Below are 24104 nucleotides of genomic sequence, written 5' to 3' on the forward strand. Positions count from 1 at the left end.
CCGCGCGGCCCCGCCCGGGCTACATCCGCGGGTCGGGCCTCAGCAGCGCGAACACCGCGCCGAAGGGGTCGGCGAGCCAGGAGATCCGGCCGACGTCCGGGACGTCGGCCGCCGGCATCAGTACGGATCCGCCCTTCGCCGTGGCCGCCGCGACGGTGGCGTCGACGTCCTCGGCGTGGAAGTACGGCACCCAGCGGGGCCGCTCGACCCCGCCGCCCGCGCCGTCGCCCATCGGGGCGACCCCGCCGAAGGAGGCCATTTGCTGGTCGCCGTCCTTGGTGCTCAGCACCCGGTACGTCATGCCGGGTGCCTGCATGTCCTGGCTGCGCCAGCCGAAGAGGCCCTCGTAGAAGGTGATGGCCGCGAGCGGGTCGGGGACGTGCAGTTCCGCCCAGAGCAGGGTGCCCGGGGCGGAGGTGAGGCCCAGGCCGGCGGTCTTGCCGGGCTGCCAGAGCGCGAACTCGGCGCCCTGCGGGTCGGTGGCCTGGGCCAGCCAGCCCTCGCCCATGACGTCCATGGGCTCCATGCGGATGGTGCCGCCGCCGGCGGTGACGGCCGAGGCGGTGGCCCGGATGTCGTCGGCCTTGAAGTGGATCATCCAGGCGGAGCCGGCCCCCTGCTCGGTGAGCGGTCCGAGGGCGGCGACGGTCTTCCCGTCGACCTGGAAGAAGCCGTACCCGCCCGCCTCGGGCCCGGCGGAGACGAACCGCCAGCCGAAGACGGCGCTGTAGAACGCGGCGGCCGCGTCGGTGTCGGGGCTGCCGAGGTCGAGCCAGTTGGGCGATCCGGTACTGAAGTCGGTGCCGAGCATGGGTCCTCCTGGAGGGCGGGTGGTCGGGCCGGGGGGGCCGGCCCCGGTCGGCCACGATGCCGACCCCGCCGGGGGGCGTCCGCGTACGGGCACCGGCGGGACGCCGGTTCCACCCGTACGGGCGCAGCCCGCTCCCGGCCTACGGGCGGTGCAGCGTGATGACGCGCCGGCTGTCCGACGCGTCGACGACGGTGAACAGCTCGGGCCGGCCGGCCGTGCCGCCGATGCGCCAGTCGAGCATGCGGCCGCAGCTCTCGATCGTGAGCGTGACGCGGTCCCGCGCCCCGCCGGAGGGGCCCGGGCCGCCGGCCGCGTCCTTCGGTTCGAACGCCCAGGTACCGGTCCCCGAGCACGCGTCCCACAGCGTGGTGCTCCGGTCCTCCAGCGGCAGGTTGCCGGCCTCCGCCCCGCCGTTCCCGTCCAGCCGCAGCCGGTGGGCGCCGCCGCCCCCGACCCAGGTCCCGGCGTACTGGTCCCGCTCCAGCCGGGGCGGTTCGTACGCGAGCCAGCCCGTGCGGGCCTGGAGGAACGCGCCGGCGAGGGCGGCGAGCAGGGTGATCCCGGTGAGCGCGCCGATCCGGGCCAGCATCGCGCCCCATCCCAGGGAGCGGCGGCGCGCGTGCCAGGCCGCCACGAGCGGCAGCGCCCCGGTCCCCGCGATCCAGGCCGCCGCCCGGCCGAAGGGGACCTCCCACAGGGCGGTGACCCACCAGGCGTGGGCCGCGGTGACGGCGGCCGCGCAGAGCGCCACCCGGGCCGTCTCCCACCCGCTGCCGCCCGTGAGCCGCGCCAGCGCCGTCGCGGGCAGGCTGAACAGCGCCCAGTGCAGACATCCGGCCAGGAGCAGCAGGGGCAGACCCCCCACGAGGACCTTGAGGACTTCGGTGCCGGCCGCGAAGCCGGTCCCGTGGTCGTCGCGCGTGCCGGAGGTGGCGAGGAACACCGCCGCCGCCACGATGACCTGCGCCATGAAGGCCAGTTCGGCGCCGGTCGCCAGCCGCGCCCATCGTCCGCCGCGCACGGCCGCTTCCGGCGTGGGTTTCCCGTACACCTCTGGCGTCACCATGGCCCCCACCCCATCAATTGAACGCGTTCAATCGATGGGGACCATACACCTTTTCGGGCCACCCGTCCGCACCCCTTCCCATCTGACGGACCGTCAGCTTCAATCGGCCGTGTGATGGGACACGCAGGGATGGCGGCCACCGTCGTCCGATACCTCAGGTCAGCCGGCTCCCCCACCTCCGCCGCCACGGCCGCGGCGCGGGAACCCAGCCGGATCGACGCACTGCCGCGGCCCGACCTGCGGGCGGTCGGGGAGGACGAGCGCGCGCCCGTCAGCCCCGCCGAATTCCGGGCCGTGCTCGGGAACTTCGCCAGCGGGGTCACCGTCATCACCGCCCCGGGCGCGGAGGGGGAGGACGGCCCGGCCGGATTCGCCTGCCAGTCCTTCGCCTCGCTGTCCCTGGACCCGCCCCTGGTCACGTTCATGGTGGCCCGTACGTCGACCACCTGGCCCCGGATCGCCCGCGCCGGGGTGTTCTGCGTGAACATCCTCGGCGCCGAACAGGGCGGCCTGTGCCGCTCGTTCGCCGTCAGCGGCGCCGACAAGTTCGCCGGCGTCGCCCACACCCCGGCCCCGGCGACCGGATCCCCGCAGCTGGAGGCGGTACCGGCCTGGATCGACTGCCGCATCCACGCCGTACACACCGGCGGCGACCACCTGATCGTCGTGGGCCGCGTGGAAGCCATGGGCGCGGCCGGCGAAGGCGCCCCCCTCCTCTTCCACAAGGGCCGCTTCGGCCGCCTGGCGGACTGAACGACCCCGCCGGAGCGCCGCCCCCGTTCGGGCGGGCTCCGGGGTGGGCAGGGGGACGGGGTCAGAAGGTGAGGACGCCGCGGGCCACGCGGCCGTGGGAGGCGTCGTCGGCGGCCTTCGCGAAGTCCTCGATCGGGTAGACCTCCGTCACCAGCTCGTCCAGGAGGAGCTTGCCCTGCCGGTACAGCTCCGCGTACAGGGCGATGTCGCGCTGCGGGCGGGAGGAGCCGTACCGGCAGCCCATGATGGTCTTGTCCAGGTACATCGAGGAGACCAGGAACGAGGCCTCCTCCCGGAAGCCGGGCACCCCGAGGAGGATCGCCTGGCCGCCGCGGTCCAGGAGGTCGACGGCCTGGCGGATCAGCTTCACGTTGCCCACGCACTCGAAGGCGTGGTCGGCGCCCGTCGGGAGGATCTCGCGGACCGCCGCCGAGGAGTCGGCGACCGCGGAGGCGTCGACGAAGTGCGTCGCCCCGAACTGCCGGGCCACCGCCTCCTTCGCCGGGTTCGCGTCCACCGCCACGATCGTCGTCGCCCCCGCGATCCTGGCGCCCTGGAGGACGTTCAGCCCGATGCCGCCCGTGCCGATGACGACCACCGAGTCCCCGTGGTCGACCTTCGCCCGGTTCAGTACGGCGCCGACCCCCGTCAGGACCCCGCACCCGATCAGCGCCGCCGACGTCAGCGGGATGTCCGCCGGGATCTTCACGGCCTGCACGGCCTTGACGATCGTCCGCTCCGCGAAAGCCGAGTTGGAGGCGAACTGGAACAGCGCCGCCCCGCCCCGCGAGAACGGCCGGCCCGGCATCCCGATCGCCTTGCGGCACATCGTCGGACGGCCCCGGTCGCAGTCGGCGCACGCCCCGCAGTTGGCGAGGGTGGACAGGGACACGTGGTCCCCCGCCGCCACGTGCGTCACCCCGGATCCGACCGCCTCCACCACCCCCGCGCCCTCGTGCCCCAGCACCACCGGCGGCGGGAACGGGATCGTCCCGTCGATCACCGACAGGTCGCTGTGGCACAGCCCGGCCGCCGCGATCGCGACGAGCACCTCCCCCGGCCCCGGATCGCGGACCTCCAGATCGTCGACCACCCGGGCCTGCTTGCCGTCGAACACGACGCCTCTCACCTGGACTCCTTAGGCAGGCCGAGCACGCGCTCGGCGATGATGTTCCGCTGGATCTCGTCCGAGCCGCCGTAGATCGTGTCGGCGCGGGTGAACAGGAACAGCCGCTGCTCCGCGTCCAGCCCGCGCTCGTAGGGCAGTTCCGGCGACCAGTCCGCCGCCCCCGCCGAGGCGGCCGCGCCGCGCACCGCCACCGCCAGTTCGCCGAGCCGCCGGTGCCAGCCGCCCCACAGCAGCTTCGCCACGCTCGGCGCGCCCGGATCCCCCGAGCCGCCCAGCGTCCGCAGCGCGTTCCACCGCATCGTGCGCAGCTCGGCCCACTGCCGTACGAGGAGGTCCCGCAGGACGGGGTCCGCCGAGGCCGCGCCCGGGGCCGTGTACGCGGCGAGGACGCGTTCCAGTTCCGCCGCGAAGCCGATCTGCTGGACCAGCGTGGACACGCCGCGCTCCAGGGCGAGCAGCCCCATGGCGACCGTCCAGCCGTTGCCCTCGCCGCCGACGGTCTCCGCCGCGACCGCCCCGTCGAAGAAGACCTCGTTGAACTCCGCGGTCCCCGACAGCTGCCGGATCGGCCGGACCTCGACCCGGCCGGGCTGGTCCATCCGCACCAGCAGGAACGACAGCCCGCGGTGGCGCCGGGAGCCGGGCCGGGTGCGCGCGAGGACGAAGCACCAGTCGGCCTCCCGGGCGAGCGAGGTCCAGATCTTCTGCCCGGTGACCCGGAAGCGCCCGTCCGAGGCCGGGCCGGTGTCCCGTACCGCCGTCGTACGGATGCCCGCGAGGTCGGAGCCGGCGCCGGGCTCGGAGTACCCCTGGCACCACAGCTCCTCGCCCCGCGCGATCCCGGGCAGGTAGCGGTCCCGCTGCTCCCGGCTCCCGTGGGCGATCAGCGTCGGCGCGAGGAGGTTCTCGCCGATGTGGCCGACCCGGCCGGGGGCGCGCAGCGCCGCGTACTCCTCGGCCCACACCACCTGCCCGGTCAGGGAGAGCCGCTGCTGCCCGTACGCCCCGGCGGGGACCTCCCAGCCCTGCCCGATCCAGCCGCCGCGGCCGAGCTCGCGCTCCCAGGCCCGCCGCTCGTCGACCCCCTCGTGCTCGCTGCCCGGCCCGCCGAGGCCGGCCGCCCGCGCGTACGGGCCGACGAGGTGCTCCGTCAGCCACGCGCGGGCGCGCCCGCGCAGCTCCTCGTCCCCGGCCCCGAAGCTGAAGTCCACCGGATCCCCCTCCTACGCGTTGGGGCGGTCCTTGGCGGCCGCCGCCCTGGCCATGGCCTCCAGCTGGACCAGCATCGGCATCGGGTCGGTGCCGACCGTCCCGGGCAGGAAGTCGGCGATCTTCTCCGGGGTCCAGGCGCCCTCCGCGTACCCGGCGCGCAGTTCGCGCGGCTGCGCCCAGACGGCGATCTTCGGGCCGGCGATCGTGTAGACCTGCCCGGTGATCCGCTCGCCGCCGACGGCGACGGCCTTGTCGCTGAGCAGGTAGGTGACCAGCGCGGCGACGTCCTCGGGTTCGCCGATCTCCTTGAGCTCCATGGGCACGTTGGCCGACATCCGGGTGCGGGCGACGGGCGCGACGGCGTTGGCGGTGACCCCGTACTTGTGCAGGCCGAGGGCGGCGGAGCGGACGAGGGAGATGATCCCGCCCTTGGCGGCGCTGTAGTTGGCCTGGGCCACCGAGCCCTGGTGGTTGCCGCTGGTGAAGCCGATGAGGGTGCCCGAGCCCTGGCGGCGCATGACGGCGGAGGCGGCGCGGAAGACGGTGAAGGTGCCCTTGAGGTGGGTGGCGACCACGGGGTCCCACTCCTCCTCGGACATGTTGAACAGCATCCGTTCGCGCAGGATGCCGGCGACGCAGACGACCCCGTCGATGCGGCCGTAGCGGGCGAGGGCCGTGTCGACGATGCGCTGTCCGCCCTCCATGGTGGAGATGTCGTCGGCGACGGCGACGGCCTCGCCGCCGGCCGCGACGATCTCCTTCACCACGGCCTCGGCGACCTCGCTGGTGGGTTCGCCGCCCTCGATGCCGACGCCGTAGTCGTTGACGACGACCCTGGCGCCCTGCGCGGCGGCGGCGAGCGCCACGGCCCGGCCGATGCCCCGGCCCGCCCCGGTGACGGCGACGACCTTGCCGGCCAAGAAGTTCCCCACGTTGCCCACGTACGGCCCCTTCCCACGTTTTCTGACGGACCGTTAGATTCTATGGGCAGTCAGATACCGCTGCACAAGCCCTCGTTGGGCTTCGTATGCCGAACGGCAAGGAGCTGGTGATCCAGATGGGCATGCCCGCCGAGTTCCACGACATCGCCAAGCGCGTCAACAACTGGGGCCGCTGGGGCACCGCCGACGAGATGGGCACCCTGAACCTGATCACCGACGAGGTCGTGCGCGCGGCCGCCGCCGGGATCCGCACCGGCCGCCGGATCCCGCTCGCACTCCCGCTCCAGGAGGACGGCGTCCAGGTGGGCATGATCCCCGGCCGGGTCAACCCGCTGCACACGATGGTGCAGATCAACCAGGAGCTCTTCGGCCCGGGCACGGTGGCGTGCAGCGACGACGCCGTGACGATGGGCCTCCAGTGCGCGACCCACTGGGACGCCCTGACCCACGTCTCGCACTCGGGGAAGATCTACAACGGCCGCCCGGCCGGGACGATCACGGCGCACGCGCGGGCCGAGTTCAGCGGCATCGAGAAGGCCGGCCCGATCGTCTCGCGCGGGGTCCTGCTCGACGTGGCCCGCGCGAAGGGCCTGGACCGGCTGCCCGGGGGTCACGCGGTGACCCCGGAGGACCTGGCGGAGGCGGAGGAGTTCGGCGGGGTCACGGTCCGCGCCGGGGACATCGTCCTCGTCCGCACCGGCCAGATCCAGCTCTACCTGGCGGGCGACAAGCACGGCTACGGGTTCCCCTCACCCGGGCTGTCGGTCCGTACGCCGCAGTGGTTCCACGCGCGGGACGTGGCGGCCGTCGCCAACGACACGCTGACCTTCGAGATCTTCCCGCCGGAGATCGAGAACCTGTGGCTGCCGGTGCACGCGCTCGACCTGGTCGAGATGGGCATGCACCAGGGCCAGAACTGGAATCTCGAAAAGTTGTCCACAGCCTGTGCGGAAGCGGGCCGCCACGCGTTCCTGCTGTCCGCGATGCCGGAACCCTTCGTCGGCGCCGTCGGCACTCCGGTCTCCCCGGTCGCCGTCCTGTGAGGGCGCCGACGGACCGGCCCGCCTAGAGGTCGAGGACCAGGCGGGCGCCGCCCCGGGAGCGGCCGACGCAGATCATCATCGTGTTCCCGGCCGCCTTCTCCGCCTCGGACAGGACCGAGTCCCGGTGGTCCGGCGCGCCGGCGAGGACCTTCGTCTCACAGGTGCCGCAGATCCCCTGCTCGCAGGAGGAGGGGACCGAGGGCACCGCTTCCCGTACGACGTCGAGCAGGGACCGCCCCGGCGGCACGCACAGAACCGCGCCGCTGCGGCGCAGTTCCACCTCGAACCCGCCCTCGTCCGGGCCGGAAGCGGAACCGAGGGCGGTGTCCGGGGCCGCCGTGAAGCGTTCCACGTGCGGGGGGCGCGCCGGGAACAGGGCCGCGCAGCGGCTCTCGACCGCCGCGATGAGCCCGGCCGGGCCGCAGCAGTAGACGGCCGCGGTGTCCGGCAGGCCGCGCAGCAGGGAGTCGATGTCGAGGCGGCCGTGGGTGTCCTCGGGGGCGAGGACGAGGTTCCCGCCGCCGAGGGCGGCCAGTTCGTCCCGGTAGGCCATGGAGGTCAGCGTCCTGCCGCCGTAGAGCAGGGACCACGCGGCGCCGCGGGCCGCCGCCTCGCGGACCATCGGCAGCAGCGGGGTGATCCCGATGCCGCCCGCGATGAACGCGTACCGCTCGGCCGGGACCAGGGGGAACCGGTTGACCGGGCCGCGCACGTCCAGGAGGGATCCGGCGGGGACGCTCGTGTGGATCTCCTCCGAGCCGCCCCTGCCGCCCTGATCGCGCAGGACGCCCAGCCGGTACGTCCTCAGGTCGCCCGGGTCGCCGGACAGGGAGTAGTGGCGTATCCGGCCGGAGGGGAGGCTCACTTCGAGGTGCGCCCCGGGCTCCCACGCGGGCAGCGGCGCGCCCCAGGGGTCGGCGAGGAGCAGCCCGAGGACACCGTCCGCCTCACGGACGGTGTCCTGGACCCGGAGCCGCAGCGCGGGAGGCGGGGAAAGGACGTCGGCCATCGGAAACCTTCCTGTCGGCGCGGCTCGTTGGGTGCGGTGCGGTGCGGTACGGGCCCGGTGCGGTACGGGCCCGGTGCGGTAGGGGCCGGCTCAGCCCGGCTCCGCGCAGGTGGCGGGCTCCGGCCACCTGCGGCACAGCGCCGTGTACACGGCGGCCGCCACCGCGAAGGAGACGGGCAGACCGAGGTCGACCCCGCTGGTCAGCTCGGCCAACGGGCCGACGTACAAAGGGTTGTTGACCCACAGGACACCCACGAGGGAGCCGGCCGCGAAGCCGGCCAGCGCCCGGAGGTTGACCCCGTTCCCGTACCAGTAGAGCCCGCCGCCCCCGGTGGTGAAGGTCCCCAGGTCCAGGGGCCGGTAGCGGCCCCGGTGGAGGCGGTAGCCGGCCATGAGCACGGCCGCCCACGGAGCGATCACGGTCAGCAGCAGCGTCACGAACGCGCCCATGGACTCCATGGCGTCGTAGACGACCGCGCCCAGGTACAGCACGACCAGCGCCAGCGCCGCGACCACCGCGGTGACCACGGAGCGCGAGGCGCGCCAGAACACCGAGTTGGCGGACAGGCCGGCCGCGTAGAGGCACAGGGCTCCCTGCGGGATCGTTCCGGCGAAGCCGAAGACCACCACGATGACCGCGAACCAGCCCGGGACCGCGTCGGTGAGCCCTTGCAGCCAGGGGACGTCGGGGCCGGCGAGCAGGGTGCTCACGTAGGCGCCCGTGCCCAGCGCGACGACACTGCTGGCGGCCATGGCCGCGCCCGAGTGGCGCACCAGCTTCCCCGGCGGGGTGCTGGAGGGCATGTAGCGGGTGTAGTCCCCCTGGAACGTGGCGTACGAGAGGGGAACGGTCGCCGAGGCGGTCGCCGCGAGCAGCCACGTGTGGAGCGGGCCGGACAGTACGTAGTCCCCGCCCGCGTATCCGGCGCTGAACCGCGGCGAGAGCACCAGGACCGTGCCGATGAGCACGATCCCGCCGATCACCGCGGTGATCCGGTACGTACGGACCATGAGGGCGTGTCCGCGCACGGCGACGAAGGTCACCACCAGCGCGGTGGCCGCCATGGCCGCGGTCAGGGCGCCCGGCCCCGTCGGCGTGGAGGCCAGCCGGTTGCCCGCGACCATCACGGCCGTGCCGCCGGTCCACACCGCGATCGCGAAGAACCCGAGCGCGGTGACGATCGTGAGGACGTTGCCGATGACTCGGCCGCGCACCCCGAAGTGCGCCCCGGACGCGATCGGGTCGTTGGTCCCCGTCCGGACCCCGAGGCGGGCCAGCGGCGCCAGCAGGGCGGTGCCGACCGCGACCCCGGCCACGATGGCGCTGATGGCGCCCCACCAGCCGAGACCGAAGACGACGGGCAAGGCGCCCAGCACCACGGTGCCGAACGAGAACTGCGCCGACGGCCAGATCCACCAGAACTCGGAGGGCCGGGAGGTCCGCTCGGCCTCGGGGATCGGCTCGATGCCGTCCACCTCGGGCCGCTGCGGGCGGGGCGGCGCCGTGGCCGGCGCCACCCCCTCGTGGAGCGTGCTCATGCGCCGGTCCGTCCCGTCTCCGCCGCGTCCTGGGCGGGCAGCGTGTCGACGATCCGCAGCGGGTCGCAGGCGGGCCCCGCCGTGCGCTCCCCTGTGCCCAGGTCGAAGGTCGAGTAGTGCAGCGGGCAGGTGATCCTCATCCGGCCGCCGTCGAGGTGGGCGAACTTCAGCTTGCCCTGCCGGTGCGGGCACCGGGCCGACACCAGGACCTTGCGGCCCGCCAGCTCGACGAGCACCAGGTCCTCGCCGACCTCCCTGATCGTGCCCTCGGCGGCCATCAGAGGGAGGCCTTGCGCGCGCGGGTGATCGCCGCCTCGGTGGCGGTCCCGACGATGTCGCTGGCCAGCCGGACACCGGCCCAGATCTTCGCCAGGTCCGGTTCCTCCAGCGCCCGGATCGCGGTGCGCATGTGGTTGCTGTGGTACGAGTCGATGTACAGGTGCTCGGTGTAGTACGCGTCCTGCTGGATCCCGAGGCGCTTGGCGGCCCGGGCGAAGCTCTGGAACCCGTACAGCACGCTGGACTCGAAGTACCCGTACGCCCCCAGGAAGTACTGCGGGGAGGGGGCGCGGCTGGCCAGCCAGTGGAACATGTTGACGTAGGCGTAGCACTCCGGGCCCGTGGAGTCGAGGTAGCTGTCCGGGTCGGTGCTCATGCCCAGTTCGAGCAGCAGGTCGCGGTAGAGCTGGGAGTGCGACTTCTCGTCGTTGCCGCAGCCCAGTTCGTCGATCAGGACGCGGAAGACGGCCATCCCGGACCGGTAGGGCAGCCGGGGCACGACCGGCAGCAGCGACTCGGACTCGGTGAGCCCGTCGAGCGCGAACTCGCCCACCACCACCTTGAACTGGCCGAGGGTGGCCTCGTTCGCAAGGAACCGGTGGTTGTCGGAGATGTCGGCCTCCTCGGCGGCGAGGAAGTCCTTCAGCCCGGCCAGCAGCTCGCCGGCGGAGGCGAAGTCCGGCGCGGCCGCCTCGTGGGCGCGGGCGGCCGGCAGGATCCACTGCTCCTCGATGGCGAGCATGGCCGCGTAGCCGTCGAGGTCGGGGACCTGCCCGTAGAGCCCGTGCAGCTCGCGCTGCGTCCGGTCCCGCTGGAGCCGCGCGGCGACGGTGGCCGGGTTCACCGCAGGTCCTTGTGGACCGCGGGCGAGGAGATGATGCCCCGGGTGTGGAGCTCCTTCTTCACCCACCGGTACCAGTCGTCCTTGAACACGCCGTACTTCTCGCAGACGGCGTCGACCTCGGCCTGACGCTCGGGGGTGGGGTCGACCAGGATCGCGTTGCACAGGCCCGGTTCGAGGTTGGCCAGCGGGCCGATGAACCCGTTGATCCCGCTGGCGGCGGAGATCAGGTTCTCCCAGCCCTCGAAGACGGGGATGCCGGTGGCCGCCTCGGCCATCTTGCGGGTGAAGGCGGCGTCGCCGCTGGACTCCTTGATGCCGACGATCCCCGGTATCTCGCACAGGGTGAGCAGGGTGTCGTACTCGATCTTGTTGCCCGAGAGGGCCTCCTCGTTGTAGAGGAAGATCGGAGCGCCGGTGGCGGCCCGGATGGCCCGGTAGTGCTCGACGATGTCGTCCTGGGTGACGCCGGCGCCGAACGGGGTGGTGACGACCACCGCGTCCACTCCGATGTCCATCGCGCGGCGGGCCCGCTCGATGATCTGCGCGGTCTCGGGCAGCTGGATCCCGGCGAGCACCGGAAGGTCGCCGGAGTGGCGGACGGTGTAGGTGACGATGTCCGTCCACTGTCTCTCGTCCAGCTTCCAGCCCTCTCCGGAGGTGAGGGCCGGCATCAGGCCCGAGACCTCGGAGCGGACGTGGTCGATGAGGCGGGCCGTGCTCCGCTCGTCGACGGTCTCGTCTTCGTTCAGCGGCGTCATCAGGGGAACGATCGTGCCGGAGTACATGGCCGGGCTCCTCACAGCGTGTGCGAATCGACGGTCAGGACGAGGGAGTCCTGGTAGAGCTTTTCGAGGTGGCCGGGGAAGACGTCCTCGGCGCCCTCGCCCGGCGCCGCCGGGACGGCGGCGACGGGGAGTCCGGAGCGGCCGGTCAGGCGGGGGCTCGCGGTGTACAGCAGTCCGGAGCGCGAGAGGACCTGGCCGAGCAGCAGCCGTTCGTGGCTGGGGAGGCCCTCCAGGGCGGTCGTCGTGAAGGCCAGGCGGGTGTCCTCCTCGCCGTAGCCGACGCGGGCGATCGCCATCTCCGTGTGCAGGACGTCCATGAACGGGTAGTACGCGTCCTGGACGTCCCGGTCGTAGCCCCACACGAGGTCGTCGCAGCGGCCGACCTGCTCCCAGCTCATCGTGACGCCGCCGGCGAGCCGCTCGATGAAGAACCGCTTGCACGCCCTGCGGACGGCCTGGTCGCCGCTGTGCATGCCCATGAAGACGGTGGCGTCGATGAAGACGTCGGACGGGTCAGCGGGCATAGCGCTCAAGCACCTTCTTCATGCGGTCCATCGCGCCGGCGAACACCTCGGGGTTGCGGGCCAGCGCCAGGCGCACGTAGCGCTCGCCGCGCGCCGGGGTGTCCCAGTAGAAGAAGGTGCCGGGCAGGACGTAGACCTCCTCGTCGAAGAGGACCGCCTGGAGTTCGGTGGCGGTGAGGTCCTCGGCCAGGATCTTGAACCAGGCGACGGACGTGCCGACGACCGGCTCCTGGAACTCCAGGACGGTGCCGTCCATGGCCTCGCGGGCCGCCGCGCCGTTGGTGGTGATGATCTCCCGCACCGAGGCGAAGCCGTCGGCGATGGAGTCCTCGACGTACTCGGTGACCATGTTCAGGACGAAGGGCGAGACGTTCAGCAGGACGCTGGTGTGGAGGTTGTAGACCTCCTCCTGGATGTCCCGGCTGGCCGTGATCATGGCGCACTTGGCGTCCTGGATCGGCCAGGTCTTGCCGGTGTCCTCCATCACCATGTAGGTGACCCCGGACTCCTCCAGCAGCTTGTAGATGTCCACGCGGCCGATCGTGTCGTCGCACAGCGCGAACGAGGCGAAGCAGAAGTCCATCACCAGGATCTTCCCGTGGTCGACGCAGTAGCGCACGACCTCGCGGAAGCCTTCGAGCTCCTGCGCCAGCAGCGTGAAGCCGGTGGGGTTGTTGGGGTCCACGAGGTAGATCGCGTCGGTCGTGACGTTCTGGACGAGCCGGTCGTAGATCTGCTCGGTCTGGTGCAGCGCCTGCTCGGGGAGCGGGGAGATCGGCACCTGCATGTTGCGCAGGAGGTCGACGAGGTTGTCGAAGCAGGGCTCGACGAGCGCCACCGACATCTCGCGCTTCTTGAGGTACATGCCGGCGACCATGGTGGAGACGCTGGCGGAGTACGAGAGCAGGGTGCGGCCCATGGCGCGGGCCGTGGGCTGGCGGTGCAGGCGGAAGAAGGCGTCGAGGAACTTGGCCTCGAAGTGGGCCTGCTGCTTGGACTCCGACTCGTACCAGAGCTCGGGGAGGCGGGCGACGATCGCGTCCTGGCTGGGGGACTGGCGCTGATGGGTGTGCGCGTCAGCGAGGTTGTACCGGGTCTTGAGCGCTTCGATCTCGTGCTGGGTGAGGTCGACGAAGGTACTGACATCTGCCTTCATGAGAATTCTCCCTGCTAGTTCCCAATGGAAAGTCCGGGCTCAGACGGCCGAAAACAGCCGCCCTCCGCAACACGCAGGAAACGCTACAGAGATCACTCGAACGGGTGAATCACGCCAGAGTTACGAAATTCATAATCACCGTGATGCTTTACGCGAAAACAAAAACGGCCGAGAACTCCAGGTGCTGGAATTCTCGGCCGTCTCGGTGTTTCATCCAAAGAGCTGCGGCTACCCGGTGGCCGCGTTCAAAAGGAGTTCCTCGTAGATCTTCGGGTCGTCGGATTCGATCACCGGGAACCCGATGCCGTACGCGCCTTCCCAGCGGACCTCGATCCCGGGGTTGGCGACGTCGCTGCCGTCGGGCAGGAACAGGTGCGGGCTACAGCTGACGGCGTCCGTACGGGCCACGGCCGCCTGCGCCGACAGGGTGGCGCGCGCCCGGCCGTCGTCCAGGGCCTCCGCCAGCGCCGCGACGTCTACGGCGCCGGTCTCCGCGGCGACGTCCAGGATGACCTTGCGGTGGCTGACCGACCTCGACTCGGCCCAGAAGGCCTTGCGCAGGCCCAGGTCGAGCTGCTCGGAAGCGGCCAGCGACTGCGCCTTGACGGCCTGGACGGCCTCCAGCGCGGGCAGCATCGTGGACGGGTAGAGCCAGTCCTTGGCCTGCCAGAGCTGCCAGCCGGCCGCCGGCTCCAGGCTGGCCATCCGGCCCACCTCGCTGTCGGTTCCGGGGCGGGGGCTCGGCGCGTCGTTGAGCAGCTCCAGCGGGAAGGAGCGCAGGTCGAAGGCGACCTGGTCCTCCAGGCCCAGCCGCTTGCGGGTGGCGTGGAGGCGGTGGACGGCGATGTGCGCGAAGGAACACCAGATGTCGGCGAAGACGGTGACCACGCCCGGCGGCGGGGTCAGGGATGCGTTGGTCAACGGTGGCTCCGATTCATACGGGGAGGGATGTGATCTAGGGGTGGGCGGGTCACGCGGCGCCCGCGGCGGGGACACCCTGCGGGCCCTGCGTGTCGAGCGCGTCGAGCGCGGCTTCCAGGTCGATGTCGGCGCCGGGCAGCCAGGCGGGCAGGAACGGGATGCGGGCCATGGCGTCCATCAGGGACTCGACCGCCGGGCCCGCCACCGCCGGCCCGTGGGCGGACAGCAGCCGGGCGGGGGCGAGCGAGGCCAGCGCCTGGACGGAGCGGTGGAACTTCTCGGCGTCCACCAGGGCCGTCCACGGGGCGATCGCCCGGTTCAGGACGTCGAAACCCTCGAAGAATTCCTTCGCGTCGGCGTCTTCGAAGTGCGGCACGTTCTCCGGGAGCACCGTGCCGAAACTGTCGGAACTGAAAAGCGTCCCGGCGCCGTGGTCGAACAGCGCGAGCGTACCGGGGGAATCGAATGTCGGCGGCCGGTGGAAGCTGAGCACCCGGTCGCCGATCCGGATTCGGCTTCCCGGGTTCACCGTCACCACCCGTTCACTCGGAATTTCGAATTCCTCGGACAGCCGGGTGAGTGATATCCCGTTGGTGATGAGCTTGGCCCCGGGGGCGCGGCGCAGGAGGCTGACCAGACTTCCGGTGTGGTCGCGGTCGTCGTGGGTGACGGCGATCCAGCGCAGGTCGCCCGGGTCCACCAGGGACCACAGGGCCTCCTCGAACGCCTCGCGGTCGACGGGCATCCCGGTGTCCACCAGCATCGGCTGCTCACCGCGCAGCAGGAAGGCGTTGACCGGCTGGAGACCGAGGTCGGGTATCGGCAACTCGGAGGTCAGGACGCTGAGTTCAGGTCCCGCGGAATGGGTTTTCAGCACCGTGGACGGTCCTCTCCCGGCGTCAGACGAGTTGGATGGCGAGCGAACCGGCGAGGAGCAGGCCCAGCCCGGTCAGGCGGGGGGCGGTCAGCACCCGGGTCGGCAGCCGGAACATGCCCCGGTGGTCGATCAGGGCGGAGGTCAGCTGCTGGCCGGTGACGGTCAGCCCGACGGTCACCGCGGCGCCGATCTCGGGGATCAGCAGGAAGGTGCCGGTGACGTACCCGGCGGCGCAGGCTCCACCGAGCCACCCCCACCAGGGCATCTGCTTGAGCGGAGCCAGCTGCGGCTTGGGGGTCTTGCCCGTGAGGCGCAGGACCAGCAGGACGACGGCGATCGTGAGGGTCGCCACCGTGAAGCTGAAGGCCGCGACGGTGATCGGGGCGCCCAGGCCGTGCCGGAGCTTGGCGTTGACCGCGCCCTGGACCGGCAGGACCCCGCCGGCGACGATGCCGAGCGCGATCCATCCGGCGCGGCCCGGGCCGGACATCGTCGGGGCTCCGGGCGGGGCGGTGGCCTTCTGGCCCCTGATGATCACGACGATGCCGAGGAGCACGGCGAGGGCGCCGAAGGCGATGCCGGGGCTCAGGCCCTTCTTCTCCAGGCCGAAGAAGCCGCCCAGGTCCAGGACCAGGGAGGAGAACATCTGCCCCGTGACGAACAGCCCTACGGAGGCCAGCGCCCCCAGGCGGGGGAAGAGCAGGATGCCGCTGGTGATGTAGAGGGGACTGGCCAGGCCGCCGAGTAAGTGCCACCACTCGACGTCGGGAAGCTTTCCGAGCGCGCCGAGCGAGCCCGTGACCGCCGCGATGACGAGCAGGAGTCCGGTGGCCACGCTCAGTTGCACGGTGGAGGCGCCGTACGGCGTCCCCACGGCCTTGTTCAGTTGCAGGTTCACCGACGCTTGTACGGCCAGGAGGCACCCGACCAGAAGGGCTGCCGCGAGCAGCGCAGCGTTCATCTTCTACTCCCACACATCAAACGGACGGTCGTCCCACTTAAGATAGAGGTGTACAGCCCAAACGGACAAGGCGTCCACTTAATCTTTCGGGAAGTAAGGTGATCCGCATGAGCAACGGCGCCGAGAACCCCGCCCCGCCCGTAGTCCTGCGCGGCGATCTCCAGGCCCCGACAGGGCCCGTGGCCGCGCCCCGGCAGCGGGCCGACGCACTGCGCAACCGCGCGCAGATCCTGTCCGCCGCCGAAGCGCTCTTCACCGCCACGCCCCATCCGCGCGGCGTGACCATGGAGCAGATCGCCAAGGCCGCGGGCGTCGGGCGGGCGACCCTCTACCGCTCGTTCCCCGACCCGTCCGCCGTCGCCATGGCCCTCCTGGACGAACACGAGAAGCGGCTACAGGGCCAGATGATCTACGGTCCCCCGCCGCTGGGCCCCGGCGCTCCGCCCGGGGAGCGGCTGGCCGCCTTCTACATGGCGTACCTGGACCTGCTGCGGCGCCACCTTCCCCTCGCGCTGGGCGCGGAGACCGGCCCCGCCCGCTACGAGACCGGCGCCTACGGGTTCTGGCGGCTGCACGTCCGTACGCTGCTCACCGCCGGCGGCGTCCAGGACCCGGACGCCCTCGCCGACATCGCGCTCGGGCCGCTCGCCCCCGAGCTCTACCACCACCAGCTCAAGACCCTGGGCATCCCCCACGAGCGCATCGTCCAGGCCCTCGTCCTGTCCGCGCGCCGGCTCCTGAACCCCACCCCACCCTGACCGCCGTACGGCCGGGGCCCCGCGGCCGGCGGGCCCCGCGCCCTAGAGCGCCGCGGCGGCCACCGGCCCGCCGAGGACGGGCAGCAGCAGCGCCCAGATGCGCTCCAGCTGCACCTGCGCCGCCCCGCACAGCGAACCGGCCTCGCCGAGCCAGGGCTCGTCGGCGGGCGGGGGCGTGCGCCGCATCGCGAGTTCCACTCCGCTGACGACATAGCTGACCAGCGCCGCCAGCGTCGCGGCGTCCGCTCCCGGGCTCAGCAGCCCTTCGGCCTCCACCGCGCGGGACAGCCGCGCCACTTCGCGGCGCCACGGGCACTCCTCGCCCGGATCCGACTGCGGCTTCAGCTCCCGGGCCAGCCGCTCGCCGGCCCGCACCACCTCGTCGGTCTCGAACAGGGCGATGAGCGTGCGGGTGACGGCCATCAGCTTGCGCACCGCCCCCGACACGTCGAACGCCGCCCACTGGACGGCCTCTCGGGTCACCGTCCGGGACCGCTGCCTGACCGCTTCGGCCAGTTCGGCCTTGGTGGCGAAGTGGAAGACCACGGCCCCCGTGGTCACCTTCGCCCGGGCCCCGATGCGACTCAGCGACGTACGCTCGTATCCGCCCTCATCGAACTCACTGGCTGCTGCCCATAAGATGATCTGCTTGGTTCTCGCCGCACGCTGCTGGATTGCCACCGACACTCCCCATCACGGCCAACTAGCCCTGAAGTAACCCGAGTTGAACGTTCCAGTGCTACACATCATAGGGTACTCAAATGAACCGCACCGTCTAATGTATTGGACGAGACGCGTTGGACATGGACCAGCTCTCACAGTCACTCGCCCGGAACCTCAAGCACTGGCGGACCCGTCGGGGGCTCACCCTCGACGGCCTGGCCGCCCGGGCCGGGCTCAGTCGCGGCATGGTCATACAGGTCGAACAGGCCCGCACGAACCCCAGCCTGGAGACCATGGTCAAGCTCGCCGACGCCCTCGGCGTCGACATGACGGCCCTGCTCGACCTCAACCAGGAACCCCACGTCCGCATCACGCCCCCGGGCCGGGCCGTCCGCGTCTGGTCCACCGACTCGGGGAGCTTCAGCACGCTCCTGACCGGGCGCTGCAACCAGGGGGCCATCGAGCTGTGGCTCTGGCGGCTCGAACCCGGGGAGATGTCCGAGTCCTCCCCGCATCCGCCGGGCACGACCGAACTCCTGCACGTCACCGCGGGTGAGCTCACGCTGATCGTGGACGGGGAGACCCATACGCTGCCGGCCGGCTACTCGGCCGCGCTCGCGGCCGACGTCCCGCACGGGTACCGCAACGACCACGCCGAGGCCGCCGAGATGACACTGACCGTGTACGTCCCGCACGACCGGCGCGCCGAGTAGGCGCGGGCGGGCAGACCTGCGGGTGGCGGCGTGCGTCCATGCACGCCCCGAGCGCGGCACGGCAGCCGCCACCCCACGACCCGCACTCGTCAAGGCAAGGACCCTTGGCGTCCCCTCGCGACGAATCGTTCACCACCAGGGTGATCAACACATGACGGTCCGTCAACACCTCGTTAGAGGTACACGCGCGGTTCCCGGATCTGGCCACGAGTTTCCGGCTGCTCCTCGGAGCAGGCGTCCGGGCGGCCGGCCGCGCGTTTCCCGTCCTTCTCCGCGCGGTCGATCTCGCACCAGATCCGCTTGCCGGCGCCCTCGCGCTGCCAGCCCCAGCGGTCGGCCAGGCCGTCCACCAGCTCCAGCCCGCGCCCGCCCGTGTCGTCCCCGGCGGCCTGCCGCCGGGCCGGTCCCCGGGCGCTCGCGTCGGCGACCTCGACCCGCACCCCCGGGCCCCCGAACAGCATGCGCAGCACGGCCGGACAGCCCGTGTGCACGACCGCGTTCGTGACCAGCTCGGAGATCAGCAGGATCAGTGTCTCGGCGAGCGGCTCGTCCTCCCCTATGCCGCAGCCCGCCAGCCGGGAGCGCGCCCATCGGCGGGCCCGGCCGACCTCCGCGGGGTCCGGTCCTACCTCCAGCTGAACCTGAAGCACCTGCACCGCTCACACCATCCGAACCGGCGGACACTTCGCCTCACGACGGAACGGGATCACGATCCGTGACCCCCTTGCGGAGCAGCATGGTTGACATACAGTCACCACAACAAGCGCTTCGGGCATATTCCAGCGCGAAGGAGTAGGCGTGGTGCATACTGTGCGACGCTCACGCCGCTCAACCGCTCGCATTCCCGGGAGCGTACCGGAGCAGGCCCCCGACTCCGGGCCGTAATGAGTCGGGCGAAGGACACAAACCGATATCAACTCTCTGTAATCAGACATGCGTCCCGCACCGTCCTTCCCGTAACACTGGGCGACCGCCTACCGGCCCCGTCCGTGATCGTTCCCGCTACCGGGCCTCTCCACCCGTCGCAGTGCGCGACAGTTCCGCCGCCAGTGCCTCCTCCGCCTCCGCGGCGGTGACCCACTGCTCGGCCCGCACCCACGCCCGCTTCAGGTGCAGGTGTACGTCCGCCTCCCAGGTGAACCCCATCCCGCCGTGGACCTGGAGGCAGTCCCGGGCGTTTCGCACGGCCGCCTCGTCCGCCAGCAGCTTGGCCGCCGCGATCTCCCCGGCCACCTCGGCGGCCTCCGCGGCCTCCGCGGCCTCCCCGTCCGCGTCCTGCCCGTCCGCCGCCTGCCCGTCCGCCGCGTCGGCCGCCTGCGCCGTGACCGCCGCCGCGTACACGGCCGTACGGGCCACCTCGGCCCGCACCAGCATCCCCGCGCACAGGTGCTTGACCGCCTGGAACGCCCCGATCGGCTGCCCGAACTGCTCGCGCTCCCCCGCGTACCGCACCGCCAGCTCCAGCGTCCGCAGCGCGCTGCCCACCTGGAGCGCCGCCGTCAGCAGCGCGCCCGCCTCCCGGTACGCCGAGACGTCCGCGGGCCCGCCCCCCGTCACCCGGTGGAGCGGGGTCAGCGGGTCCGCCGAGCGCACCGGCTCGCCCGGCGGGAGGCCCGCCGCGCCCAGCACCGCGTCCGCCTCCGCGAGGTACGACACCAGCGGCCCGCCCCGCTCCCCGAGGTCGAACGCCGTCACCACGGCCGTCCCGGCCGCCGCCCCCGGGACCGCCCCGGCGGCCAGGTGCGTGGCCACCAGCGGCCCCGGCAGCAGCGCCCGCCCGGCCTCCTCGAAGACGAGCACCGCCTCGGGTAGACCGAGCCCGACCCCGCCCTCGGCCTCCGGGAGCCGCAGCGCGAAGAACCCGGCCGCGCCGAGCTCCCGCCACAGCTCCCGGTCGACGGCGCTCCCGCCGTCGACGGCGGCCCGCAGCGCGTCGCGCCCGTACCGCCCGGCGAGGAGCTCGCGCACGCCCGCGCGCAGGTCCCGCTGGTCCCGCGTCGGCTGGAAGTCCACGGCCGCTCACCGCCCCTTCGGGAGGCCGAGGATGCGCTCGGCGACGATGTTGCGCTGGATCTGCGAGGTGCCCGCCGCGATCGTGTACGAGAGGGAGGACAGCCGGTCCGCCGTCCACTCCTCCTCCAGCGAGAGCGAGTCCGCGCCGAGCACCTCGGCGGCGGTGTCGTAGAGCTCTTGCCGCGCGTGCGAGTACGCCAGCTTGAAGACGCTGCCGCCCGTGCCCGGGACCCCGCCGGACCTCTGCGACTCGCTGACGTTCCACTGCGTCAGCCGCCAGAGGGCGCCGAACTCCCCGTACAGGCGCCCCAGCTTCCTGCGCAGGACGGGATCGTCCCAGCGGCCGCTCGCGCGAGCGGCGCGCGCCAGCCGCGCGAGGGTCCGCCGGCAGGCGACGACCTCGCCTACGAAGGCGGTGCCCCGCTCGAAGGACAGGGTGACCATGGTGACGCGCCAGCCGTCGTTCTCGTCCCCGACCCGGTTCGCGACGGGCACCCGGACCTCGTCGAGGAACACCTCCGCGAACTCGGTCGATCCCGCGAGGGTGCGCAGGGGCCGGACGGTGATGCCGGGCGCGTCCATCGGCATCGCCAGCCAGGTGATCCCGCGGTGTTTCGGGGCCGCCGGGCCGGTGCGCACGAGCAGCTCGCACCAGTCGGCCACCTCCGCGTGCGAGGTCCAGATCTTCGACCCGGTGACCACGTAGTCGTCGCCGTCGCGGACCGCGCGGGTGCGCAGCGCGGCAAGGTCGGAGCCGGCGTCCGGCTCGCTGAACCCCTGGCACCACACCTCGTCGCCGCGCAGGACGGGCGGCAGCCAGCGCGCCCGCTGGGCGGCGGTGCCCTCGGCGGCGATGGTGGGGCCTGCGTGCAGCAGCCCGACGAAGTTCGCGCCGACGTAGGGGGCGCCGGCCCGTTCGGTCTCCTCCAGGAAGATCAGGTGCTGGGTCGGGGTGGCCCCGCGGCCGCCCGCGTCGAGGGGCCAGTGGAGTCCGGCGTACCCGGCGTCGTACAGCCGGCGCTGCCAGCCGGTGTCGTGGGCGCGGCGGCCGGGCCAGTCGTCGGGGGACGGCCGGGCGGGCAGCTCGGGCAGCACCTTGGCGAGCCAGGCGCGCAGTCGGGCGCGGAACTCCCGTTCCTCCTCGGTGTAGGTGAGGTCCATCAGCGGCTCACGCGGTCCTGGTCGAGGGACAGGCCGAGCATCCGGATGGCGTTGCCGCGCATCAGCTTGTAGACCGTCTCGTCGTCGAGGCCCTTGACGTGGTCGAGGGCGACCTCCTTGGTGTGCGGGAAGGTCGAGTCGACGTGCGGGTAGTCGGTCTCGAAGGTGGCGTTGTCGCGGCCGACGACGTCGAGCGAGGCGATGCCGTGCTTGTCGCGGAAGAAGCAGCAGAACATCTGCCGGTAGTAGTACGTGGACGGCGGCTCGGGGATCAGGTCGCGGACCCCGCCCCAGGCGCGGTGCTCCTGCCACACGTCGTCGGCGCGCTCCAGGGCGTACGGGATCCAGCCCATCTGGCCCTCGCTGTACGCGAGCTTCAGGGTCGGGAACTTCACCAGCACCCCGCTGAAGAGGAAGTCCATCATCGAGGCCATCGCGTTGTTGAAGCTGAGCGAGGCCTGGACGGCGGGCGGGGCGTCGGGGGAGGCGGCGGGCATCTGCGAGGAGGACCCGATGTGCATGTTGACGACGGTGCCGGTCTCCTGGCAGACGGCGAAGAAGGGGTCCCAGTAGCCGGAGTGGATGGAGGGGAGCCCGAGGTAGGTGGGGATCTCGGAGAAGGTCACCGCCTTCACCCCGCGGGCGGCGTTGCGCCGGATCTCGGCGACGGCGAGGTCGATGTCCCAGAGCGGGATGATGCACAGCGGGATGAGCCGGCCGCCGCTGTCGCCGCACCACTCCTCGACCATCCAGTCGTTGTAGGCGCGCACGCAGGCGAGGGCGACCTCCTTGTCGTGCGCCTCGGCGAAGGTCTGGCCGCAAAAGCGCGGGAAGGTCGGGAAGCACAGGGACGCCTCGACGTGGTTGAGGTCCATGTCGGCGAGGCGGGCCTTCGGGTCCCAGCAGCCGCGCCGCATCTCCTCGCGGGTGATGCCCTCCAGGGTCATCTCGTCGCGGTCGAAGCCGACGGCGGCGATGTTGCGCTTGTACGGGAACTTCAGGTCCTCGTAGATCCACCAGTCGGTCGGCGGGCCGTCCGGGTCCATGGTGATCACGTACTTGCCGCCGGTGTAGGCGAGCTCGCCGATGCCGGCGGTCAGCGGCCTCGGCCCGCGGTCGCGGTACCTGGCGGGCAGCCACACGTCGAAGAGGTGCGCGGGCTCGATCACGTGGTCGTCCACGCTGATGATCCGAGGCAGTTCCATGGTGTCCCCTCGCCGCAAGCGGATGGCCGTACCGATGCCATATCTGATGAACCGTCAGAAACAAGCTAGCTCCGCGACCCCTGGACCGACAAGCGCCCGCGCCCTACGCTCTGCGGTTGACCTGACTGTCCGTCAGCTATGGGGAGGTTGGGATGTCGGACACCACCGGTACGGCCGCCACCGCACGGGATCTGAGCGGGTCCGGGACCCTGTGGGCGCTCGTCGCCCGGCGCGCCGCGCTGACGCCCGACGCCCCCGTCCTCATCGAGGCCGCCGACGACCCCGCGCGGGACCGCACCGTCACCTTCGGCGAGCTCCGCGACCGCTGCGAACGCGTCGCCGCGGGCCTGTACCGCATGGGCGTGCGCCCCGGCACCGTCGTCGCCTGGCAGCTCCCGACCCGCATCGAGACGGTGCTGCTCTCCCTCGCCCTCGCCCGGATCGGGGCCGTCCAGTCCCCGGTGATCCCCTTCTACCGGGACCGGGAGGTCGGCTTCGCGCTGCGCGAGTCGAAGGCCGAGTTCTTCGCCGTCCCCGGCGTCTGGCGCGGCTTCGACCACACCGCCATGGCCCGGCGGCTCGGCGCCCGAGGCGTCTTCGAGGCCTACGACTCCCTCCCCGCCGGCGACCCCGCCACCCTGCCCCCGCCGCCCCCCGAGGGAACCTCCGTACGCTGGATCTACTGGACCTCCGGCACCACCTCCGACCCCAAGGGCGTCCTGCACACCGACCGCTCCCTGATCGCCGGCGGCTCCTGCCTGGCCCACGCCCTGCGCCTCGGCCCGGCCGACGTCGGCTCGATGGCGTTCCCCTTCGCGCACATCGCCGGCCCGGACTACACCGTGATGCTGCTGCTCTACGGGTTCCCGGCGGTGCTGTTCGAGAAGTTCGCCCTGCCGGACGCCCTCGACGGGTACCGCCGCCACGGCGTCACGGTCGCCGGCGGCTCCACGGCCTTCTACTCCATGTTCCTGGCCGAGCAGCGCAAGGCCCCGGGAACCCCGCTCATCCCCACCCTGCGCCTCCTGGCGGGCGGCGGCGCCCCCAAACCCCCGGAGATCTACCACGCGGTGGTGCGGGAGCTGGGCTGCCAGCTCACCCACGGCTACGGCATGACCGAGGTCCCGATGATCACCATGGGAGACCCCCGGGACACCCCCGAGAACCTGGCCACCACCGAGGGCCGGCCCCCCGCCGGCATGTCGGTCCGCGTCACCGCGCCCGACGGCACCCCGCTGCCCGCCGGCAGGGACGGCGAGGTCCGGCTGCGCGGCGAGGCGGTGTGCCGGGGCTACCTCGACCCCGGCCAGAACACCGGCGCCTTCGACGCCGACGGCTACCTGATCACCGGCGACCTCGGGCACCTCACCGGGAGCGGCCACCTCGTCCTCACCGGCCGCAGCAAGGACGTCATCATCCGCAAGGGCGAGAACATCTCCGCGAAGGAGATCGAGGACCTCCTCCACCAGCTCCCGGGCATCACCGACGTGGCCGTCATAGGCCTCCCCGACCCCGCCCGCGGCGAACGCGTCTGCGCGGTGGTCGAACAGCCCGCGGACGCCGACCCCCTGACGCTGGAGCGGCTGACGGCGCACCTGCGGGCCCAGGGGCTGTCCCCCCACAAACTCCCCGAGCAGCTGGAGCTGGTGGACGCCCTGCCCCGCAACGACGCCCTGCGCAAGGTGCTCAAGTACAAGCTCCGCGAGCGGTTCGCGTAACAGCCGTGTCAGCCGAGGCCGAT

The 24104-nt window shown here is 72.3% G+C and carries 25 protein-coding genes; 5 read left to right on the forward strand and 20 right to left on the reverse strand.

Annotated features, from left to right (window positions below; all coding sequences use genetic code 11):
- Positions 1 to 19 precede the first annotated feature (19 nt).
- Both IE248_RS26875 and IE248_RS26880 read right to left on the reverse strand, forming a co-directional pair.
- Positions 20 to 811: a VOC family protein gene (locus IE248_RS26875; RefSeq protein WP_190031980.1), complete on the reverse strand. Its 792-nt coding sequence runs from the start codon at positions 809 to 811 to the stop codon at positions 20 to 22.
- A 139-nt stretch (positions 812 to 950) separates the two neighbouring features.
- On the reverse strand, positions 951 to 1877 hold the full coding sequence (locus tag IE248_RS26880; RefSeq protein ID WP_159032091.1) for a hypothetical protein: 927 nt from the start codon (positions 1875 to 1877) through the stop codon (positions 951 to 953).
- A 129-nt stretch (positions 1878 to 2006) separates the two neighbouring features.
- On the opposite strand from IE248_RS26880, the gene IE248_RS26885 reads away from it, so the two are divergent.
- On the forward strand, positions 2007 to 2630 hold the full coding sequence (locus IE248_RS26885; protein WP_008742643.1) for a flavin reductase family protein: 624 nt from the start codon (positions 2007 to 2009) through the stop codon (positions 2628 to 2630).
- A gap of 61 nt (positions 2631 to 2691) precedes the next feature.
- Here IE248_RS26885 and IE248_RS26890 read toward each other — a convergent pair whose 3' ends face one another.
- The 3 genes from IE248_RS26890 to IE248_RS26900 are packed head-to-tail and all read right to left on the reverse strand — an operon-like array spanning position 2692 to position 5903.
- Positions 2692 to 3759: a Zn-dependent alcohol dehydrogenase gene (locus IE248_RS26890; protein ID WP_073799579.1), complete on the reverse strand. Its 1068-nt coding sequence runs from the start codon at positions 3757 to 3759 to the stop codon at positions 2692 to 2694.
- Entirely contained in the window at positions 3756 to 4970 is a 1215-nt protein-coding gene (locus IE248_RS26895; protein ID WP_073799580.1) for an acyl-CoA dehydrogenase family protein, read from the reverse strand. The genes IE248_RS26890 and IE248_RS26895 overlap by 4 nt, the downstream gene beginning before the upstream one ends.
- A gap of 12 nt (positions 4971 to 4982) precedes the next feature.
- Positions 4983 to 5903 (reverse strand): SDR family NAD(P)-dependent oxidoreductase, encoded by a 921-nt coding sequence (locus IE248_RS26900; protein WP_008742647.1) that lies wholly within the window; start codon positions 5901 to 5903, stop codon positions 4983 to 4985.
- Between the two features lie 125 nt (positions 5904 to 6028).
- On the opposite strand from IE248_RS26900, the gene IE248_RS26905 reads away from it, so the two are divergent.
- The gene (locus IE248_RS26905; RefSeq protein ID WP_190032038.1) at positions 6029 to 6955 is read left to right on the forward strand and encodes a cyclase family protein; all 927 of its coding nucleotides are present in this window, start codon (positions 6029 to 6031) and stop codon (positions 6953 to 6955) included.
- A gap of 22 nt (positions 6956 to 6977) precedes the next feature.
- On the opposite strand, the gene IE248_RS26910 is transcribed toward IE248_RS26905, so the two are convergent.
- The 10 genes from IE248_RS26910 to IE248_RS26955 all read right to left on the reverse strand — a co-directional run bounded on the left by IE248_RS26910 (position 6978) and on the right by IE248_RS26955 (position 15850).
- Positions 6978 to 7964 carry a PDR/VanB family oxidoreductase gene (locus tag IE248_RS26910; RefSeq protein WP_190031981.1) on the reverse strand — a complete coding sequence of 329 codons (987 nt, stop codon included), beginning with the start codon at positions 7962 to 7964 and terminating at the stop codon, positions 6978 to 6980.
- Positions 7965 to 8054: 90 nt separating this feature from the next.
- Entirely contained in the window at positions 8055 to 9503 is a 1449-nt protein-coding gene (locus tag IE248_RS26915; protein ID WP_100582880.1) for a purine-cytosine permease family protein, read from the reverse strand.
- Complete coding sequence (locus tag IE248_RS26920; RefSeq protein WP_008742651.1) at positions 9500 to 9781, reverse strand: Rieske (2Fe-2S) protein; 282 nt, start codon at positions 9779 to 9781, stop codon at positions 9500 to 9502. The genes IE248_RS26915 and IE248_RS26920 overlap by 4 nt, the downstream gene beginning before the upstream one ends.
- Complete coding sequence (locus tag IE248_RS26925) at positions 9781 to 10626, reverse strand: iron-containing redox enzyme family protein (RefSeq protein ID WP_008742652.1); 846 nt, start codon at positions 10624 to 10626, stop codon at positions 9781 to 9783. The genes IE248_RS26920 and IE248_RS26925 overlap by 1 nt, the downstream gene beginning before the upstream one ends.
- Positions 10623 to 11411, reverse strand: coding sequence for a dihydrodipicolinate synthase family protein (locus IE248_RS26930; protein WP_100582879.1), 789 nt, complete (start codon positions 11409 to 11411; stop codon positions 10623 to 10625). Before IE248_RS26930 ends, IE248_RS26925 begins: the two co-directional genes overlap by 4 nt.
- A gap of 11 nt (positions 11412 to 11422) precedes the next feature.
- On the reverse strand, positions 11423 to 11935 hold the full coding sequence (locus IE248_RS26935) for a DUF6190 family protein (protein WP_100582878.1): 513 nt from the start codon (positions 11933 to 11935) through the stop codon (positions 11423 to 11425).
- Entirely contained in the window at positions 11925 to 13091 is a 1167-nt protein-coding gene (locus IE248_RS26940; protein WP_190031982.1) for an aminotransferase class I/II-fold pyridoxal phosphate-dependent enzyme, read from the reverse strand. The genes IE248_RS26935 and IE248_RS26940 overlap by 11 nt, the downstream gene beginning before the upstream one ends.
- Before the next feature lie 228 nt (positions 13092 to 13319).
- The gene (locus tag IE248_RS26945; RefSeq protein ID WP_047960609.1) at positions 13320 to 14012 is read right to left on the reverse strand and encodes a DsbA family oxidoreductase; all 693 of its coding nucleotides are present in this window, start codon (positions 14010 to 14012) and stop codon (positions 13320 to 13322) included.
- Between the two features lie 49 nt (positions 14013 to 14061).
- Positions 14062 to 14889 (reverse strand): oxygen-binding di-iron domain-containing protein, encoded by an 828-nt coding sequence (locus IE248_RS26950; protein WP_229895556.1) that lies wholly within the window; start codon positions 14887 to 14889, stop codon positions 14062 to 14064.
- Positions 14890 to 14911: 22 nt separating this feature from the next.
- Complete coding sequence (locus IE248_RS26955; protein ID WP_073799585.1) at positions 14912 to 15850, reverse strand: DMT family transporter; 939 nt, start codon at positions 15848 to 15850, stop codon at positions 14912 to 14914.
- A 107-nt stretch (positions 15851 to 15957) separates the two neighbouring features.
- Here IE248_RS26955 and IE248_RS26960 point away from each other — a divergent pair, with 107 nt between their 5' ends.
- Positions 15958 to 16608, forward strand: coding sequence for a TetR/AcrR family transcriptional regulator (locus tag IE248_RS26960; RefSeq protein WP_190031983.1), 651 nt, complete (start codon positions 15958 to 15960; stop codon positions 16606 to 16608).
- A 42-nt stretch (positions 16609 to 16650) separates the two neighbouring features.
- On the opposite strand, the gene IE248_RS26965 is transcribed toward IE248_RS26960, so the two are convergent.
- Entirely contained in the window at positions 16651 to 17295 is a 645-nt protein-coding gene (locus IE248_RS26965; RefSeq protein WP_308438186.1) for a TetR family transcriptional regulator, read from the reverse strand.
- 116 nt (positions 17296 to 17411) lie between these two features.
- On the opposite strand from IE248_RS26965, the gene IE248_RS26970 reads away from it, so the two are divergent.
- Positions 17412 to 17984: a helix-turn-helix domain-containing protein gene (locus IE248_RS26970; RefSeq protein WP_037794271.1), complete on the forward strand. Its 573-nt coding sequence runs from the start codon at positions 17412 to 17414 to the stop codon at positions 17982 to 17984.
- 173 nt (positions 17985 to 18157) lie between these two features.
- On the opposite strand, the gene IE248_RS26975 is transcribed toward IE248_RS26970, so the two are convergent.
- The 4 genes from IE248_RS26975 to IE248_RS26990 all read right to left on the reverse strand — a co-directional run bounded on the left by IE248_RS26975 (position 18158) and on the right by IE248_RS26990 (position 22363).
- Positions 18158 to 18640: an ATP-binding protein gene (locus IE248_RS26975; protein WP_073799586.1), complete on the reverse strand. Its 483-nt coding sequence runs from the start codon at positions 18638 to 18640 to the stop codon at positions 18158 to 18160.
- Between the two features lie 346 nt (positions 18641 to 18986).
- A complete protein-coding gene (locus IE248_RS26980) occupies positions 18987 to 19997 on the reverse strand; it encodes an acyl-CoA dehydrogenase family protein (protein WP_190031984.1) in 1011 nt (336 codons plus the stop codon).
- A gap of 6 nt (positions 19998 to 20003) precedes the next feature.
- A complete protein-coding gene (locus tag IE248_RS26985) occupies positions 20004 to 21158 on the reverse strand; it encodes an acyl-CoA dehydrogenase (RefSeq protein ID WP_073799588.1) in 1155 nt (384 codons plus the stop codon).
- Positions 21158 to 22363, reverse strand: coding sequence for an amidohydrolase family protein (locus IE248_RS26990; protein ID WP_008742666.1), 1206 nt, complete (start codon positions 22361 to 22363; stop codon positions 21158 to 21160). The genes IE248_RS26985 and IE248_RS26990 overlap by 1 nt, the downstream gene beginning before the upstream one ends.
- 152 nt (positions 22364 to 22515) lie before the next feature.
- Between IE248_RS26990 and IE248_RS26995 the strand changes: the two genes are divergently transcribed.
- The gene (locus IE248_RS26995; protein ID WP_100582874.1) at positions 22516 to 24081 is read left to right on the forward strand and encodes an AMP-binding protein; all 1566 of its coding nucleotides are present in this window, start codon (positions 22516 to 22518) and stop codon (positions 24079 to 24081) included.
- Positions 24082 to 24104 lie beyond the last annotated feature (23 nt).

Origin of the sequence: Streptomyces goshikiensis (assembly GCF_014650555.1) — a bacterium.
GTDB lineage: Bacteria > Actinomycetota > Actinomycetes > Streptomycetales > Streptomycetaceae > Streptomyces > Streptomyces goshikiensis.